This is a genomic window from Antarctobacter sp. (assembly GCF_034670325.1).
Classification (GTDB): domain Bacteria; phylum Pseudomonadota; class Alphaproteobacteria; order Rhodobacterales; family Rhodobacteraceae; genus Antarctobacter.
Genome location: NZ_JAXMNR010000001.1, coordinates 893,021 through 909,754, shown reverse-complemented (window position 1 = coordinate 909,754; position 16,734 = coordinate 893,021). Strand labels below are relative to the sequence as shown.

At 62.5% G+C, this 16,734-nt stretch carries 18 protein-coding genes; 11 read left to right on the top strand and 7 right to left on the bottom strand.

Going from position 1 to position 16,734, the window contains the following annotated elements:
• Positions 1 to 341: 341 nt before the first annotated feature.
• Both pncB and pncA read right to left on the bottom strand, forming a co-directional pair.
• On the bottom strand, positions 342 to 1,634 hold the full coding sequence (gene pncB, locus VOI21_RS04380; RefSeq protein WP_323768059.1) for a nicotinate phosphoribosyltransferase: 1,293 nt from the start codon (positions 1,632 to 1,634) through the stop codon (positions 342 to 344).
• Positions 1,635 to 1,683: 49 nt separating this feature from the next.
• Positions 1,684 to 2,277 carry a bifunctional nicotinamidase/pyrazinamidase gene (gene pncA / locus VOI21_RS04375; protein ID WP_323768057.1) on the bottom strand — a complete coding sequence of 198 codons (594 nt, stop codon included), beginning with the start codon at positions 2,275 to 2,277 and terminating at the stop codon, positions 1,684 to 1,686.
• Positions 2,278 to 2,386: 109 nt separating this feature from the next.
• On the opposite strand from pncA, the gene VOI21_RS04370 reads away from it, so the two are divergent.
• From VOI21_RS04370 to VOI21_RS04360, 3 genes are read left to right on the top strand one after another with little or no spacing between them, the layout of a single operon-like run.
• A complete protein-coding gene (locus tag VOI21_RS04370; protein ID WP_323768055.1) occupies positions 2,387 to 3,604 on the top strand; it encodes an Hsp70 family protein in 1,218 nt (405 codons plus the stop codon).
• 40 nt (positions 3,605 to 3,644) lie between these two features.
• Positions 3,645 to 4,565: a rhodanese-related sulfurtransferase gene (locus VOI21_RS04365; protein WP_323768053.1), complete on the top strand. Its 921-nt coding sequence runs from the start codon at positions 3,645 to 3,647 to the stop codon at positions 4,563 to 4,565.
• 57 nt (positions 4,566 to 4,622) lie between these two features.
• A complete protein-coding gene (locus VOI21_RS04360) occupies positions 4,623 to 5,576 on the top strand; it encodes an aldose epimerase family protein (RefSeq protein WP_323768051.1) in 954 nt (317 codons plus the stop codon).
• A 101-nt stretch (positions 5,577 to 5,677) separates the two neighbouring features.
• On the opposite strand, the gene fliP is transcribed toward VOI21_RS04360, so the two are convergent.
• Genes fliP through fliF form a run of 4 tightly spaced genes read right to left on the bottom strand, consistent with a single transcriptional unit; the run spans position 5,678 to position 8,941 of the window.
• Positions 5,678 to 6,406, bottom strand: coding sequence for a flagellar type III secretion system pore protein FliP (gene fliP / locus VOI21_RS04355; protein WP_323768049.1), 729 nt, complete (start codon positions 6,404 to 6,406; stop codon positions 5,678 to 5,680).
• A 3-nt stretch (positions 6,407 to 6,409) separates the two neighbouring features.
• Positions 6,410 to 6,697 (bottom strand): FliM/FliN family flagellar motor switch protein, encoded by a 288-nt coding sequence (locus tag VOI21_RS04350; RefSeq protein WP_323768047.1) that lies wholly within the window; start codon positions 6,695 to 6,697, stop codon positions 6,410 to 6,412.
• Positions 6,690 to 7,310 carry an ABC transporter ATP-binding protein gene (locus VOI21_RS04345; RefSeq protein ID WP_323768045.1) on the bottom strand — a complete coding sequence of 207 codons (621 nt, stop codon included), beginning with the start codon at positions 7,308 to 7,310 and terminating at the stop codon, positions 6,690 to 6,692. The genes VOI21_RS04350 and VOI21_RS04345 overlap by 8 nt, the downstream gene beginning before the upstream one ends.
• Positions 7,307 to 8,941: a flagellar basal-body MS-ring/collar protein FliF gene (fliF, locus tag VOI21_RS04340; RefSeq protein ID WP_323768043.1), complete on the bottom strand. Its 1,635-nt coding sequence runs from the start codon at positions 8,939 to 8,941 to the stop codon at positions 7,307 to 7,309. The genes VOI21_RS04345 and fliF overlap by 4 nt, the downstream gene beginning before the upstream one ends.
• A 116-nt stretch (positions 8,942 to 9,057) precedes the next feature.
• Between fliF and VOI21_RS04335 the strand changes: the two genes are divergently transcribed.
• The 6 genes from VOI21_RS04335 to VOI21_RS04310 all read left to right on the top strand — a co-directional run bounded on the left by VOI21_RS04335 (position 9,058) and on the right by VOI21_RS04310 (position 12,770).
• Complete coding sequence (locus VOI21_RS04335) at positions 9,058 to 9,570, top strand: flagellar basal body-associated FliL family protein (protein ID WP_323768041.1); 513 nt, start codon at positions 9,058 to 9,060, stop codon at positions 9,568 to 9,570.
• 11 nt (positions 9,571 to 9,581) lie between these two features.
• A complete protein-coding gene (locus VOI21_RS04330) occupies positions 9,582 to 9,929 on the top strand; it encodes a hypothetical protein (RefSeq protein WP_323768039.1) in 348 nt (115 codons plus the stop codon).
• Positions 9,930 to 9,968: 39 nt separating this feature from the next.
• Positions 9,969 to 10,631, top strand: a complete 663-nt coding sequence (locus VOI21_RS04325) for a MotE family protein (RefSeq protein ID WP_323768037.1) — start codon at positions 9,969 to 9,971, stop codon at positions 10,629 to 10,631.
• Between the two features lie 138 nt (positions 10,632 to 10,769).
• Positions 10,770 to 11,324, top strand: a complete 555-nt coding sequence (locus VOI21_RS04320; RefSeq protein WP_323768436.1) for a L,D-transpeptidase — start codon at positions 10,770 to 10,772, stop codon at positions 11,322 to 11,324.
• Positions 11,321 to 12,487 (top strand): geranylgeranyl reductase family protein, encoded by a 1,167-nt coding sequence (locus tag VOI21_RS04315; RefSeq protein ID WP_323768035.1) that lies wholly within the window; start codon positions 11,321 to 11,323, stop codon positions 12,485 to 12,487. Before VOI21_RS04320 ends, VOI21_RS04315 begins: the two co-directional genes overlap by 4 nt.
• Before the next feature lie 91 nt (positions 12,488 to 12,578).
• Positions 12,579 to 12,770: a hypothetical protein gene (locus VOI21_RS04310; protein ID WP_323768033.1), complete on the top strand. Its 192-nt coding sequence runs from the start codon at positions 12,579 to 12,581 to the stop codon at positions 12,768 to 12,770.
• Positions 12,771 to 12,785: 15 nt separating this feature from the next.
• Here the strand turns inward: VOI21_RS04310 and VOI21_RS04305 are convergent, their stop codons facing one another.
• Positions 12,786 to 13,457 (bottom strand): arylesterase, encoded by a 672-nt coding sequence (locus VOI21_RS04305; RefSeq protein ID WP_323768031.1) that lies wholly within the window; start codon positions 13,455 to 13,457, stop codon positions 12,786 to 12,788.
• Between the two features lie 15 nt (positions 13,458 to 13,472).
• Between VOI21_RS04305 and VOI21_RS04300 the strand changes: the two genes are divergently transcribed.
• Both VOI21_RS04300 and VOI21_RS04295 read left to right on the top strand, forming a co-directional pair.
• On the top strand, positions 13,473 to 14,165 hold the full coding sequence (locus tag VOI21_RS04300) for an ABC transporter ATP-binding protein (RefSeq protein WP_323768029.1): 693 nt from the start codon (positions 13,473 to 13,475) through the stop codon (positions 14,163 to 14,165).
• Positions 14,162 to 16,678: an ABC transporter permease gene (locus VOI21_RS04295; protein WP_323768027.1), complete on the top strand. Its 2,517-nt coding sequence runs from the start codon at positions 14,162 to 14,164 to the stop codon at positions 16,676 to 16,678. Before VOI21_RS04300 ends, VOI21_RS04295 begins: the two co-directional genes overlap by 4 nt.
• Positions 16,679 to 16,734: the final 56 nt, after the last annotated feature.

The window sequence follows — 16,734 nt, the reverse complement described above, 5'->3', positions numbered from 1 at the left end:
GAAACATCAGGACAATTCCGGCGATGTCGGAATTGTTCAGAAATATTCGCGCCGATAGAAGCACGCTGTCAGCGAGGCCAGTATCCTGTCGACAAGCCAGTTCTACGCGAACACCAATAACGTCGGGACCTGCCTGGACGACGACAAGAACAGCTCCGCCAAGACAATCGCGCGGCCGACCACCAGCAGGACTCCCTCGGACGCCGTCGCGGCCGGCAATCCGAAGGGCGTTTTCCGTGAAGTCCCCGAAGTGCGGCTATGTTCGCAACTGCCGCGCCTCCGTTTTGCTCAACCGCACTTTACGCGCCTGTTTTGCGCAGCTTTTGTTGGCAACCCCGGACTCAGACGACGACCTCCATCGCCTCCTGCTCACCCACGCCGAAAACGCGCTTGTAACGCGCGATCTCCTCGCCCGGTCCCATCGCCTTGTTGGGATTGTCCGACAGTTTCACTGTGGGCTGTCCGTTTGCGCTGATCGCCTTGCAGACAAGGCTGAAGGGTGCCAGTCGGTCGTCCGGCGTCAGACCTCGGAAATCATTGGTCAGCAATGTCCCCCAGCCAAAGGACACCCGCACGCGACCCGTAAACTTCTGATAAAGCTCAAGGATCTTGTTCTCATCCAGTCCGTCCGAAAAGATGACCAGCTTCTTTCGAGGGTCCTCACCCCGGCTTTTCCACCAGTTGATCGCCACTTCGGCCGCTGTTGCCGGGTCGCCGGAATCGATGCGGATGCCGGTCCAGCCCGCCAGCCAGTCTGGAGCGCGTTTTAGAAAGCCTTCGGTGCCATAGGTGTCGGGCAGGATGATCCGCAGGTTGCCGTCATGCTCTTCCTGCCAGTCCGCCAGCACGTCATACGGCGCCCGCGCCAGCGCCGAGTCGTCCTCTGCCAGTGCGGCGTAAACCATTGGCAACTCATGCGCATTTGTCCCGATGGCCTCGAGATCGCGGTTCTTGGCGATCAGGCAGTTGGACGTCCCGACAAAGCTGTCCCCCAATCCCTCCAGCATCGCCTGAACGCACCAGTCCTGCCAGAGAAAACTATGCCGCCGCCGCGTGCCAAAATCTGCGATCCGCAGTTCTGGCACCTGCCGCAGATGCTCGACCTTTTGCCACAGCTTGGTCATCGCCCGCGCGTACAGCACCTGCAGCTCAAACCGGCCCATATCGTGCAAAACCGCGCGCCCGCGCAGTTCCATCAACACCGCCAAGGCCGGGATTTCCCACAGCATGACCTCTGGCCATTTGCCTTCGAACGTCAGTTCGTACTGATCGCCGACGCGTTCCAGATGGTAAGGCGGCAGGCGCAGGTTTTCGAACCACTCCATAAAGTCCGGGCGGAACATCTGACGCTTGCCGTAAAACGTGTTGCCGCGCAGCCAAGTCCCTTCACCGCGTGACAGCGACAAAGAGCGGATGTGGTCCAGTTGTTCGCGCAGCTCGCCCTCGTCAATCAACTTGGCCAGCGGCACATGCTTGGACCGATTGATCAGCGAGAAAGTGACTTCGGTATCGCGCTTTTTGCGAAAAACCGACTGGCACATCAATAGCTTGTAAAAATCCGTGTCGATCAGGGACCGGACGATCGGGTCGATCTTCCATTTGTGGTTCCAGACCCGGGTTGCAATATCGACCATCTCGGCCCTCCGTCGCGTCAAATGTCAGGATAAACCGGATACTCCGGTATCACGCAAGCGTGACTCCCGCCTCCGCCATCCCGTCCAGCGCCGCCTGTAGCGAGCCGTCAAGGTCGATTGCCCGGCATAAGTCCTGCAAGACTGTCACCTTGAACCCCAGTTTCGCGGCATCCACGGCTGAGAAGTTCACGCAAAAATCCGTCGCCAGACCGACCAGCGTCAGACGGTCGATCCCCCGCGTGCGCAGATAGCCCTCCAACCCGGTGGGTGTGCTGTGGTCATTCTCGAAAAAGGCCGAATAGCTGTCGATTGCCGCGCGAAACCCCTTGCGGATGATCAGGTCCGCGCGGTCCACCTCCAGATCGGGGTGAAAGTTGGCACCGGGAGACCCCTGAATGCAGTGATCAGGCCACAGAACCTGCGGCCCATAGGGCATTTGGGTCATCTCAAAGGGGGTCTTGCCCTCATGCGAGGTGGCAAAAGACGAATGCCCCGCCGGGTGCCAGTCCTGCGTCAGCACCACCGCGTCGACCTCGGCCATGAGGGCGTTGATCGGCTGGACAATCTCATCGCCCCGCTCGACCGCAAGAGCGCCGCCGGGACAGAAATCGTTCTGAACGTCGATCACGATCAGCGCGTGCATGGGCCATCTCCCTCTATCAGTCCGGCGCAGCATAGGGGCGCGATTTCGGAATTGCCATGCCACGCGGCGGCTGATAATCGTGCCGACCTTTCGAACAGGAGATGCGATCATGGCACGGCTTGGCGTGGATTTCGGCACGTCCAACACGGGCGCCGCCGTCATGGCGGGCGGACGCCCTTATGCAATCCCGCTGGAACCGGGTGAGCAGACCTTGCCAACGGCGGTCTTCATCGATTTCGCCGAGCGGCGCTATCTGTATGGCACCGCGGCTGCACGCGCGATGATGGACGGTGCCGAAGGCCGGTTCATGCGCGCGCTCAAGAGCATTCTGGGCACGCCATTGGCGCAGGAACCGCGCCGGTTGCTGAACGAACGCCTGACCCTGATCGAGGTCATCGCCCGCTTCCTGACGGAAATTCGCAAACGCTCTGAGGCGCACACCGGGCTCAAATTCGACAACGCCCTGTCAGGCCGACCGGTGCATTTCCACTCTGCCTCTGCAACACGCGATTCACAGGCGCTGGAGGATCTGACAGAGGCCTACCGGCTTGCCGGTTTCACATCGGTCGAGTTCCTGCCAGAGCCAGAGGCCGCCGCACAGGCGGTGGACGGTGCAGGCCGGATGCTGATCGTCGATATTGGCGGCGGCACCTCGGATTTCACGGTGTGTGACCGCAAGGACGGAAAGACACATGTGATCGCCAGCGGCGGCATCCGGTTGGGCGGGACGGATTTCGACAAGGCGCTGAGCCTTGCCCACGCCATGCCTCTGCTGGGATATGGCGCGCAGATCGGGGCGGAAATCGGGGCCAAGACCCATGCCGCCCCCCGCGCCCTGTTCCACGACCTTGCCAGTTGGGAAAAGATCCCCTTTGTCTATGACGCCGCCGTCCTGCGCGAGGTTCAGCGCTGGATTCGTCTGGCGCCAGAGCCGCACCTGTTCGAACGGCTGGCGGATGTTTTGGAATCCCACCTTGGCCACGACATTGCCTATGCAGTAGAGGCGGGAAAGATCGCGGCCAATGGCGCGGATGCCGGGGAAATCGCACTGCAAGTCGTCGAACGAGGGCTGTCGGTCACGCTTGCGGCAGAGGCGCTGACCGCTGCCCTGTCCGGTTATGGCGAAGAGATCGCAACCTGCGCGATGGACACGCTGCGCGCGTCGGGCTGCGCGCCCGAAACCGTCGATCAGGTGGTTTATGTCGGTGGCTCCAGCCTGCTGAACGCCGTGCGCGGCGCGATGACCCGCGCCCTGCCACAGGCGCAGCCCGTGGACAGCGAGGTCTTTACCGCCGTCGTTCACGGTCTCGCCATTGCGGCAGAATAGCCGCTGGACGGCTGCGCCCTCGCTCCGTATCGACAGGCCCATGTTCACCGTGTGCGCCCTATATCATTTCACCCGCTTTGATCACCTTCCCGCTTTGCAGGGGCCGTTGCAGGATCTTTGTCAGGCACAAAAGATCACTGGCACGCTGTTGCTGGCACATGAAGGGATCAACGGCACCATCGCCGGCCCCGCGTCGGGGATCGAGGCGGTTCTGGCGCATATCCGCGCCCTGCCCGGTTGCGCCGATCTGGAATGGAAGCTGTCGACCGCGTCAGAGCGGCCTTTTGCCCGGATGAAGGTGCGGTTGAAGAAAGAGATCGTGACCATGGGGCAGCCCGATGTGGACCCGCGCGCGCGCGTTGGACACTACGTCGAACCGGCTGACTGGAACGATCTGATCCGCAGCCCCGACGTCGCCGTGATCGACACGCGTAACGATTACGAGGTCGGCATCGGCACCTTTGAGGGCGCGGTGGACCCGCAGACCGACAGCTTCCGCGATTTTCCGAAATGGTGGGAGACGAACAAGGACCGCTTTCATAATAAGCGTATCGCGATGTTTTGCACCGGTGGCATCCGCTGCGAGAAATCCACCAACTACCTGCTCAGTCAGGGGGTTGAGGACGTGTTCCACCTCAAGGGCGGGATTCTGAAGTACCTCGAAGAGGTGCCTGAAGAGGACAGCAGTTGGCAGGGATCGTGTTTTGTCTTTGACGGTCGCGTTTCGGTGGAACACGGGTTGCGCGAGGGGCCGCATGACCTGTGCCACGCCTGTCGCCGCCCGATTCTGCCCCAGGACCGCGCGCGGCCCGAGTATGAACAAGGGGTGTCCTGCCATCTTTGCATCGGTGAAACCTCGGAGGAGGACAAGACGCGGTTCCGCGAGCGGCAAAAGCAGATCGCACTGGCAAAGATGCGCGGTGAGCGGCACCTGCATACGGATGTCATCGACGAGGATTGAGCGCTTGGGTCGGCTGCCGCCACTCTGCTAATGCTTGGCGGCATAAGGAGACCCGCGATGACAGATCAGATTTCCAGCCACGTCCTGCGCGATGGTGACAGCCTCGTGACCGTCCTGTCCATGGGCTGCGCCGTGCAGGACTGGCAGGTTGGCGGACGGCGGGTGGTGCTGGGGTATGACGACGCCGAATCCTATCGCGAAAACCCGAGGTCGATGGGCATTGTCGTCGGTCGCGTGGCCAACCGGACCGCTCAGGGGCGGTTCACTCTGGATGGCGAGGTCTGGCAACTGCCGGTCGGGCCAGATGGGCACCACTTGCATGGCGGGCCGCGCGGGCTTGGCTGGCGGAACTGGCAAATGGCACCCGAAGGGGATCGGGCCGTGCGGCTTTCCCTGCGTTCCCTCCATATGGATCAGGGGTATCCCGGCGCGGTGGATTTTGATGTCCGCCTGTCGCTGGACGGGGCTGCGCTGACTTGGGACATGACGGCAGTACCGGACCGGGTGACGCCGATAAACCTTGCACAGCACCTCTATTTCAATCTGGCAGGCAGGGGCACCGTGCGCGATCACACTTTGCGCCTTGACGCCTCACACTATACGCCGACCGGGCCGGACCTTATCCCGACCGGCGAACGCCTGCATGTTGGGGGCACCCGTTTCGACTTTCGCGAGGCGCGCCTGATCGACGATGCCGACCCTAAAGGCGCCGGCTATGATCTGAACTTTGCGCTGGACGGCGGCACGGAGGTTGCAGCCGAGCTTATGGCACCTGACGGGATGCGCCTGCGCCTTTGGACAGATCGACCGGGGATGCAGGTTTATACGTCTAATACTTTGACGCCCTATGCAAATCCTTGGCCCGGCGTGGATCATGGTCCCTTCGGCGGGATTTGCCTTGAGGCGCAGAATTTTCCCAACGCGCTCAATACACCCGGCTTTGGATCGATCCTCGTATCGCCCGATGCACCATATCGGCAGGTGACCACCATCGAAATCGCGCCGAGCTGAGCCTCAGATACCCCCCCGACCCTGGCTGTCTCGGCCCTGATCGCCCGACCAAGGCGACGCCAGATGGCGACTACCCTAAAGACCATTAACCATGATTCCCGCTAAAAATAGCCCCTCACAAGGCTGCCCGCCAACAAGGCCCACCCGTCCGCCAGCACAAAGAACGCCAGTTTGAAGGGCAAGGAGACAATTGCGGGCGGCACCATCATCATGCCCATCGACATCAGCACCGCCGCAACGACAAGGTCGATGATCAGAAATGGTAGAAAGATCAGGAAGCCCACCTGAAAGGCGCGTGCGATTTCGGACAACATGAAGCTGGGCACAAGAACCGACAGCGGCGCGTCAGGCGATAGGGCAGTGCCAGCGGCGTCCGGGCGCAGATCGGCCATCGCGCCAAAGGTGTCTGGATCGACACGACCGGCCATGAAGTCGCGGAATGGAGCGATTGTCAGAAGAGCCGCTTCTTCCACCTCGATCTGCTCTTCCATCAGGGGTTGCAGGCCCGTCTCCCAGGCTTCGGTAAAGACCGGTTCCATCACGAAATAGGTGAGGAACAGCGCAAGACTGACGATCAGCATATTGGGCGGCGACTGCTGCAGGCCAACAGCCTGCCGCAGGATCGCCAGCACGGTCACCATGAAAGGAAAACAGGTGACCATGATGGCGATGCCCGGCGCAAGACTGAGCAAGGTGATCAACGCGATCAGCTGAACCGAGGTCGCAGTGACAGAGCCGCCCTCGCCCATGTCTATGGCGATGGATTGCGCCCCTGCCATGGCGGGCAACATCAGCAGGCACAGCGCCAGAACAGGCAGGAGTCTGCGCATGGATCAGGCCCGCGACTGCAAGTCGACCACTTCGGTGATTCGCACCGCCAGTTGGCCAGATCCCTCGCCTTCGACCACCTCCAAAACGCCAATCGCGATCAGCTTTTCGCCGACGTACAATTCCACCGGGTCGTCCAGTTGCTTGTCGAGGGTCAGCACAGAGCCTTCGTTGAGTTGCAGCAGTTCCCGCACCAACGGGCGGGCCCGACCGACGGAAACGGTGATCTCGATAGGGACCGAGGTAAACGGTGTCCCTGTGTCGCTACGGGGTGCGGCTTGCGCGCTATCCATGTTTCATCTTCCTCCGGTTGTCATGGGCAAAGCCTTCCACGGCCTCGGCCACGGAGGCGATCAGGTCGCTCAGATCGATCTGTTGTTCGGTTTCACCAAAACGGATGTCGGCCTGTTCCTCGGCCAAGGTGTCGTCCGGCGAAATTTTTATTGGAAAGCCAAAGTCGCCACCCAGCAACGGCGTGATTGCCTCGACCCGTGCGGGATTGACGGCGATGATCACCTCCATTGCCCCGATCTCACGGCTCATGACCTGCAATTGTTCGACAATATGCTGGCCCAGCGTTTCGCGGGCGATTCGGGGCAACAGGGACGCGACCATCTCATCGAGCAGCGGCGTCACGGCGTTCATCACCTGAGAATAGGCTTCGTGGTAGGAAAAACTGAGATCCTGAAGATGCTGTCCGAAGGCGCTCGAAATCCGTAGCCGGTCGTCCGACTGCGCCTTGACAGCATCGTCCCAGCCCGCCCGGTATCCCTTTTCAAAAGCTTCGAGCTTTTGCCCTTCAAGATCCGCTTCGCTGATGCCCGGCTGGGCCGGGGCCATCTGGGCGGCGAAATGATGCGGCATGGTGCTGCCAAAATCCTCAAGAAGCGCTGCGAGCCCGCTCATGAGGCGCCCTCCTTGTCTTCCTCAAGCCAACTGCGCAGAATCTCGACGGTTTCGGTTTTGCGGGCTTCAATCAGGTTCCGCAGACGATCAACCGGGTCTTCTTCGGCCGGCGTGTCGAAATCGACCATGCCCATCCCGCCAAAGTCCGGCCCGTCCGCCAGCACAGGAAGATTGTCAAAGCCGCCCTCGGGTTCAATCTCACCAACCAGCGGTTCAGACTGAACGCCAGCACCCGACGCGCCGGGCGACGGCAAGGCGCCCGCAGGCGACATGCCCCGTTCTGTATTGCCGCGCGACAGAATCGGACGCAAGACAAACAGCCCGAGGATCAGCGCCACCACAGCCAGAACCGCCATTTGGATCAAGCGCATGGTGTCAATCGACCCGGTGAAGAAGCCCGGCTCCAACGGCCCGGTCCCCAGACCCTCTGGCCGCTCAAAGGGCAGCGAGCGCAGGGTGATCTGATCGCCGCGCGTCTCATCGAAACCCACCGCCGAGGCCACCAGTTCGCGCAACGCTTCAAGCTCCACCTCGGGAAGGGGCACGAACTGTTGTGTGCCGTCGGCTGCCGTCTGGTAGGTGCCGTTGACTAGAACCGCGACGGTCAGCCGCTTGATCGCTCCGGGTTGGCGGGTGATCTCACGCGTGGTTTCGGAGATCTCATAGTTGACCCGTTCACGCGTCTCGGCCTTGGAGGTCAATGAGCTGTCCGGCCCACCGCCTGCAGCCCCGTCCGGGAGGTTCGACGCCACGGTGACATCGCCGCCTCCGCCGGTGTTCTCGGCTCTGTCCGTGCGCTCTTCGGTGTCGGTCGAGATCACCACGCGTCCCTCGGGATCAAAACTGCGTTCACGGATCAGTTCTGTTTCGGTGACGGTCGCGACGCTGACCTCGACCACCGCGTTGCCGGTGCCAACCCGCGCCTCCATCAGGCGCTGTACGCGGTCCCGCAAGAGTGCCGCGCGGTCGTCCGCCGTTACGCCGCCGCCAATCTTGTCCTCGGCCCCAATCAGTCCGCCTTTGCCATCGATCACCGCAACGTTTTCAGGCGTCAGCCCCGGAACCGCCGAGGCCACGAGAAATTTTAAGGCCCGTGCCTGAGCCGCAGTCAGTACGGCCCCGGTCGTGCTGACAGAGATCGAGGCGGTGGGTGTCACGTCCCGCTGAAAGGGATTCGCGCTGGAGTTGGCGATATGCACGCGCGCCGTGGCGATCTGAGGATTCGAAACGATGGTCCGCGCCAGTTCACCCTCTTTCGCGCGCCAATAGGCCGCGTCGAACATCTGGCTGGTGGTGCCGAATCCCGACAACCCATCCAGCAGCTCATACCCCTGCCCGCTATTGGCGGGCAGCCCCTCGCTGGCAAGGGTGAGTCGCAGGGCGTCACGGTCAGATTCGGGGACAAAAATTGCACCGGCGCGCACGTCATATTGCACGCCGCGCGCCTCCAGCGCCTTGACCACCTCACCGGCGGCATCGTTTTCCAACCCGGCATAAAGAAGGGCCATGTTCGGGGCCGACGCCAGCCGCGTCAGTCCAAGAACCGCCATCATGACCACCACTGTGGCGCCAATGACGATCATGCGTTGGCGCCCGGCAAGGGCATTCCAGCTCGACAGTATCTGGTTCAAGACCGACCTCCACTCCAAACATTCTGTTCGGTTGTGCTGAGGTTGACCCATTCGCCTTAACAATCAGTTAGCCCATTTACCCTATACCGAGGTCACTGCCGACGAAGAGGTTTAAAATGTCTGACGCCACCGTTGATGAAATTGAGCCAGTTGCGAAGAAATCTTCTAAACTTCCACTGATCATCGGTATGGTGCTGGCGCTGGCTGGCGGTGGCGGCGGATTTTATGCGGTGCAGTCCGGGCTGATAGGCGGCGGAAAAAGCGATGACGCTGACAGTCACGCGCCAGCGGATCACGGCGACCCGCATGTTGAGACAAAAGCCTTGCCAGATGTCAGCTTTGTCGAGGTGCCGCCGGTGCTGATCTCGCTGGGACCGGGCGCTCAGGCCAGTCACCTGCGGTTTCGGGCCAGCCTCGAAGTACCGGCAGAATATCAGGCAGAGGTCGAAAAGATCCTGCCGCGCATCCAGGACGTGCTGAACAGCTATCTCCGCGCACTGGAGGCACATGACCTCCAGGCGCAGGGTGCCTTGGTGCGACTGCGCGGTCAGATGCTGCGTCGGATCAAACTGGTGGCCGGAGAGGGACGCGTGCGCGACCTTCTGGTGCTGGAATTTGTCCTGAATTGAGGGAGACGGGAATGGAAGTGATTGCGGATATCTTGCTGGTGGCCGGGGCGCTCGGTGCCGGTTTTTACTGCTTTATCCTTGCGCGACGGCTGTCGCGTTTCACCGATCTGGAAAACGGTGTCGGTGGTGCGGTGGCGGTGCTTTCGGCGCAGGTGGATGACCTGACCAAGACGCTGGGCGCGGCGCAACAAAGCGCGGGCGAATCGAACAAGTCGCTGGGTGAGCTGACCGAACGGGCCGAAGATGTGGCGCGGCGGCTCGAACTGCTGGTGGCGTCGATGCACGACCTGCCCCAGAACGGTGCCCCGCCGCAGAGCGAATCGAAAGATCCGGTTTTTTTGCGCCATCCGCGCAACTGACGGCACCCCGCCAGGAACGATGAACGAAAGAGGTACGGCATGGCAAAGGCAAAGGTTGCGGCGGGAAAACCGGCCAAACGGCGGGCCAGACGCAAACCCCGGGGCGCGCTTGCCGCCATCTGCGCGCTTTTGGTGACTTCAGGTTTGTTGCGGGTGGCCATCGGCGCCGGGGAGGCTCTGGCCCGGGAAGAAAGTACCACACCGAAACCCGAGACAGCGTTGGTGTCCGCTCCGCCCGTCGGTACGGACCCGCACGTCTCCGATCCTGCAGGACAGACCCGCCTTGTCGCCGAGGCCGATCTTCAGCCGTTGCTGGACGCCCTGAACGCAAGAGAGGCGCGCGTCCGCAAAAGCGAATCGGCAATCGAGGTGCGCATGCAGGCTCTCGCCGTCGCCGAAGAGGAAATTGAGCGCAAGATGACCGCTCTGGCCGCGGCCGAAGCCAGCCTCAGAGACACCCTTACGCTGGCCAGCACCGCCGCCGAGGACGACATTGAAAAGCTGACCAATGTCTACGCCAACATGAAGCCAAAGCAGGCCGCAGCCCTTTTTGAGGAAATGGACCCCGAATTTGCTTCTGGATTTCTGGCCCGGATGCGGCCCGATGCAGCGGCGGCGATCATGGCGGGCATGACCCCTCAATCTGCCTATCTTGTCAGCGTCATCCTTGCCGGACGCAACGCGAATGTCCCCAAGCAGTGATCGCCACGTTGCCAGAATGGGCCCGCAACTGGTACTGCACGGCAACGTGACGCTGATCTTGCAGAGTCGGGATTGCTTTTCAGTTCGTCTTGGGCGACATATCTTGCCGCCATTCGTGTACATTTGCCAGGGTCTGCCATGATGAAACGCCGTACATTTCTCGCCGCCTCAGCGGCCGCCGCCGCGCTTCCTGCGCCAGCATTGGCTTTCTCTCTGGACCCGATCTACAAGCCTCAGAATGTGGGCATAAAGGCTGACATGGCTCCCGGTCAGATCTTGATCCTGTCAAAGGCACATTTCCTTTATTACGTTGAGGGCCCCGGTCAGGCACGTCGTTACGGCGTGGGCCTCGGCACCGCCGGACAGGCGATCTCGGGTTCTTACGACGTAGGCGGCAAGAAAAAGTGGCCGACTTGGCGTCCGACAAATGCCATGATCGAGCGTAACCCCGGCGCCTACGGCAAATTCATCGACAACGATTTTGTCCAGCCGGGCGGTCCGGGCAATCCATTGGGTGCGCGCGCGCTTTATCTGTACCGGAACAATCGTTACACCTTTAATGCGATCCACGGCACGACTGCACCCCGGTCTATCGGTCGATCAGTCTCGAACGGCTGTGTACGCATGATCAACGATCATGTCATCGACTTGTACGAGCGTGTCCCTGTTGGCACCAAAGTCACCGTTCTGTGACAGACGCCACCGCGCGCCGGATCGAACATTTTGACCTGATTGTTCTTGGCGCCGGTCCCGCCGGTGCCTCTGCGGCGCTGACGGCTGCAAGATCTGGTCTGCGTGTGGCGCTGGTAGACAAGGCGCGGTTTCCTCGGGACAAGCTGTGTGGCGGCGGCCTCACCGGACGCGCGATTTCCCTGTATAACCGGATTTACGGCGCACCACTGCCGCCGGTTCCGCTAGAGCGGCGCGACAATTTTGCCTTCCATGCTTTCGGTCAAGACCTTGGGGAAAGCACGGATGCCCCTCCCTTACACCTTTGCATGCGTTTCGAACTGGACGCGACCTTGGTCCGCGCGGCGCTCGACGCGGGGGCCACCGATTTCACCGGGCGTGCCGGGATACTCGATCCGGACGGACCGGCCCTAGACTTGTCCGACCTGCGGATCGAAGCCCCCCTGTTGATTGCGGCAGACGGCGTAAACAGCCCCACCGCCAGAACGCTGTTCGGCAGCGCCTATGACAAGGCCCAAATCGGCTTTGCGCTGGAGGTAGAGCGCCCCGGCGCAGACCCCGACCGCCCGTTGCGGATCGATTTCGGGGCCGCTGACTGGGGCTATGGCTGGCAGTTTCCCAAGACCCGTGGCACGACCATCGGTGTCGGTGGGGTGCTTGCGCGAAACACCGACATGAAGGCGGCCCTGCGCCGCTATATGGACGCGCTCGACATCCCCGCCGACCTGCCGGTCAAGGGTCAGTTCCTGCCTTTCGGAGACTTCCGCCCCACGCCGGGTAAAGGCCGCATTCTGCTGGCGGGTGATGCCGCCGGGCTGGTCGATCCGATCACCGGCGAGGGCATCGCACATGCGCTCGACAGTGGGGCGCTGGCCGCCAAGGCCGTGCGGCAGGCCTTGACCAAAGGCACGCCCGAATCGGCTTTGTACGCCTACAAGGAAAGCCTGCGACCGATACATCGCGGGTTGCGTCACGCCCGGTTGTTGCGAAACCTGATGTTCCGGGAAAGCCTGCGACCCGCCTTCATCCGCAGTTTCCGAAACTCGCGTACCTTGCGCCGCGAATATCTGCGACTCATGGCCGGAGAAACGGAATACGGAGCCTTGATGCAGAAAATGATCGCACGCCTTCCAGGGTTTGCTTGGCGCGCGGTCAGCGGGACATGAACAATCTGAGATAAAAGCCCCGGCCACCCAGTCAGGTCTTAAGCCTTTGTTAGGAAATGCCCGCCTACCTTGCCAACAGACGGAGGGCGTGATGGCGGTTTTTTCTTTTCTTCTTAGTAGCGTGATCGGGCTAGCCTGCGCCCTGACCGGGTGGCTGGCCTACGATATGTCGTTGTTTGCGGCCTTTGGCCTGCACCTGAGCGTTAGCCTGTTGGTCGGCACGGCGCTGGTCGTCGCAGTGGTCCACGCCCATGACAGCGCGGGACGTGAGGTCGAGGCCTGACCGGGTTCTTGGTGCCTAGTCGGCCACCCGTTCAATCAAAGTCTCCACCATAGGGCCAACCGCCCCGACAATGCGTGCCATGCCCTGCGCGTTCGGATGGATGCCATCCCCCTGCATAAAGGTGCGCAGGTCTGCGGGTGCTTCGCCGTCCCGCGTCAAACCGGCAAAGAAACTCTCAAGATAGAGCGTGCCGTAGTCTTGCGCCAGTTCAGGGTAGAGCGCGTCAAAGGCTGCCTTGTATTCGGGGCCATAATTGCCCGGTGCCTGCATCCCGATCAACAGCACCTCCAACCCGCGCGCCTCGGCCACCTTCAGAATGCCCTCCACATTGTCACGTGACACCGCCGGATCAATCCCCCGCAACAGATCATTGCCACCCAATGTAACGATCATCGCCTGTATCTCTGGCGTCAGGGACCAGTCCACCCGCGCGAGGCCGCCCGCCGTCGTGTCGCCAGACACGCCGCCATTCACAATCCGCACGTCATGGCCGCGCTCGGTTAACCACGTGCGCAGTTGTGGCACAAACCCCTCTTGTTCGATCAGCCCGTAACCCTGCGTCAGGCTGTCGCCCAACGCCAGAATATGGACCCGATCCGCCGCAGCCCCTGTGGCGAACAACAACAGCATCCCCGCCAGTGCCTTGCTCAGCCCGCCCGACAGCCCATATGTGATCCAACGCAACATCTCCGGAGATCTCCCTTGCCCGAGCCTGTCCTGTCGCTCCAAGATGTCACTCTCAGCCTCAGGGGCAATGCCGGACTGGTAGAAATCCTGCATGGCGTCACGCTAGACGTGACCCGGGGCGAAACTCTGGGCCTGATCGGGCCGTCGGGATCTGGTAAGTCCTCGTTGCTGATGATCATGGGCGGTTTGGAACGTGCCACCGGCGGAAAAGTGCACGCACTGGGCCACGACCTGACCGACATGAGCGAGGACGCCCTGGCCCGGTTCCGGCGCGATCACATGGGCGTGGTGTTTCAGTCCTTTCACTTGATCCCCACCATGACCGCGCTGGAAAACGTCGCCACGCCGCTAGAACTGGCCGGGGACCGCCGCGCCTTTGACCGTGCCCACGCGATGCTGGACAAGGTTGGACTGTCGCACCGCGCCGACCACTACCCCGCGCAGATGTCCGGCGGCGAACAACAGCGCGTGGCCCTTGCCCGCGCGCTTGCGCCGGAACCCGACATCCTGCTGGCAGATGAACCCACCGGCAACCTCGACGGGGTAAACGGCGCGGCCATCGTCGATCTGCTGTTTGGCCTGTCGCAAGAACATGATGCGACGCTGGTTCTGGTGACCCATGCCCCTGATCTTGCCGCGCGCTGTGACAGAATTGTGCGCCTGCGCGACGGTCACGTTGATGATGCGGACCTGAGGGCCGCAGAATGAGCCTGAGCATCGCGGGTCGGCTGGCCCGGCGGGAACTGCGCGGTGGACTGCGCGGTTTTCGCATCTTCCTTGCCTGCCTTGCCCTTGGGGTTGCCGCCATCGCGGGCGTCGGCTCTGTCCGGTCCGCGATTCAGGCGGGGCTGGAAGATCAAGGCGCGGTCCTGTTGGGTGGCGACGCAATGGCCGAGTTCACCTATCGCTTTGCGACCGAGGATGAGCGGGCATGGATGGAGGACACCGCCGAGGCCGTGTCAGAGGTCACAGATTTCCGGTCCATGGCGACGGTCATGCGTGACGGCAGCACCGAGCGCGGGCTGACGCAGGTTAAATCCGTCGATGCCGCCTATCCGCTGTTGGGTGAGATGGTTCTAGAGCCGCCAATTGCGCTGGCCGACGCGTTAAAGGATCAGGGCGCGGTCATGGCCCCGATCCTCGCCGACCGGCTTGGCCTGCAAACCGGCGATCGTTTTCGCCTTGGCACCCAGGACTTCACCCTGCGCGCCACGATCATGACGGAGCCTGACGATGCCGGCGACGGGTTCGGGCTTGGGCCTCGTACCATCGTGCGGACCGGGGACCTGCAAGGCTCTGGCCTGCTCGCGGAGGGTTCCCTGTTTGAGACAGAATACCGGATGCGCCTGCCCGAGGGCACGGACCTAGACACGGTCAAGGCCGAGGCCCTGCGCCAGTTTGAGGACACCGGTCTAAGTTGGCGCGACGCCCGCAACGGCGCGCCCGGCATCGCGCGTTTTGTCGAGCGGTTGGGGAGTTTCCTGATCCTCGTCGGGCTGTCCGGACTGGCCGTCGGCGGTATCGGCGTTTCGGCAGCGGTGCGCGCGTATTTGGCCGACAAGACCTCTGTCATTGCCACCCTGCGCACTCTGGGGGCCACCCACGCAGTGATTTTTCAGACCTATTTCTTGCAGATTGGCGCACTAAGCCTGTTGGGCATCGCGATCGGGCTGGTGCTGGGCGCGGCGATTCCGCTGCTATTTGCGCCGCTGATTACCGGGGCGCTGCCCGTGCCAGCCATTTTTACCCTGCACCCAGCCCCCTTGGCCGAGGCCGCGCTTTACGGGTTGCTGACAGCCCTGCTGTTCACCCTCTGGCCTTTGGCAAGGGCCGAAGAAGTGCGCGCCGCCACGCTGTTTCGCGATGCGCTGGGCAGCGCGCGGCTGTTACCTGCGGGGCGCTACGTTATCGCCACGTTGGTCCTGATCGCGGCTTTGCTGGGGGCGGCTGTCCTGTTTTCTGGCAACCCTGCGCTGACGCTTTGGACCGCCGGGGGCATCGCCGGATCGCTGCTGATCCTAGTGGCCGCCGCTTGGGCGATCCGTTGGCTGGCACGCGTCGCCACACCCACCGCGCGAGGCCGCCCCGTCCTGCGCTGGGCGCTAGGGGCCATCGGCGGACCACGTGAAAGCGCCGGATCGGTGGTCCTGTCACTGGGTCTTGGCCTGACCGTGCTGGCCGCGATCGGCCAGATCGACGGCAACCTGCGCAGTGCAATCCAACGAGATCTCCCAGAGGTCGCGCCATCCTATTTCTTTGTCGATATTCAAAAAGACCAGATGCCCGGCTACCTGGACCGGCTGGAAAACGATCCCGCCGTCAGCCGCATTGACAGCGCGCCGATGCTGCGCGGCATCCTCACCCGGATCAACGGCCAACCGGCGGCAGAGGCGGTGGGCGAACACTGGGTCCTGCGCGGCGACCGCGGCGTGACCTATTCGGAAACCCCTGACGCCCGCACCACCGTCACCAAGGGCGAGTGGTGGCCCAAAGATTACAGCGGCCCGCCGCAGGTCAGCTTTGCCGCCGAAGAGGCCGAAGAGATGGGCCTGAATCTGGGCGATGAGATCACCGTCAACATCCTTGGCCGCGACATCACCGCCACGATCACCTCTTTCCGGGAGGTCGATTTCTCAACCGCCGGGATCGGATTCGTGATGACGATGAACCCCGCCGCTTTGTCCGGTGCGCCGCATACGTTCATCTCGACCGTCTACGCCGAAGAATCCGCCGAGGCGTCGATCCTGCGCGACCTCGCCAATGCCTATCCCAACATCACCGCGATCCGCGTACGCGACGCCATTGACCGGGTCAGCACCTTGCTGGACGGAATCGGGCAGGCGGTGCGCTGGGGCGCGGCGGCGACGTTGCTGACCGGCTTCCTTGTGCTGATCGGCGCGGCGGCAGCCGGCGAAGGGGCGCGCACCTATGAGGCTGCGGTGCTGAAAACCCTCGGGGCCAGCCGCGCCCGCATCCTGCGGAGCTTTGCTCTGCGCTCTGGCCTGCTGGGTGCCGCCGCAGGGGCGGTTGCGCTGGGCGCGGGCATCGCCGGGGCCTGGGCGATCATGACCTACGTGATGGAAACGCAATTCACGGTAATCTGGCCCTCGGCCATCGCCATCGTCTTTGGCGGCATTCTTGCCACGCTTCTGGCTGGCCTCGCCTTTGCCTGGCGACCTCTGGCCGCCCGACCGGCAGGCGTTCTACGGGCCCGCGAATGAGAAAAGCGGACAGGCTGTCACCTTGCGCCACGGCCCTCGGGCTGGCAACACCACGT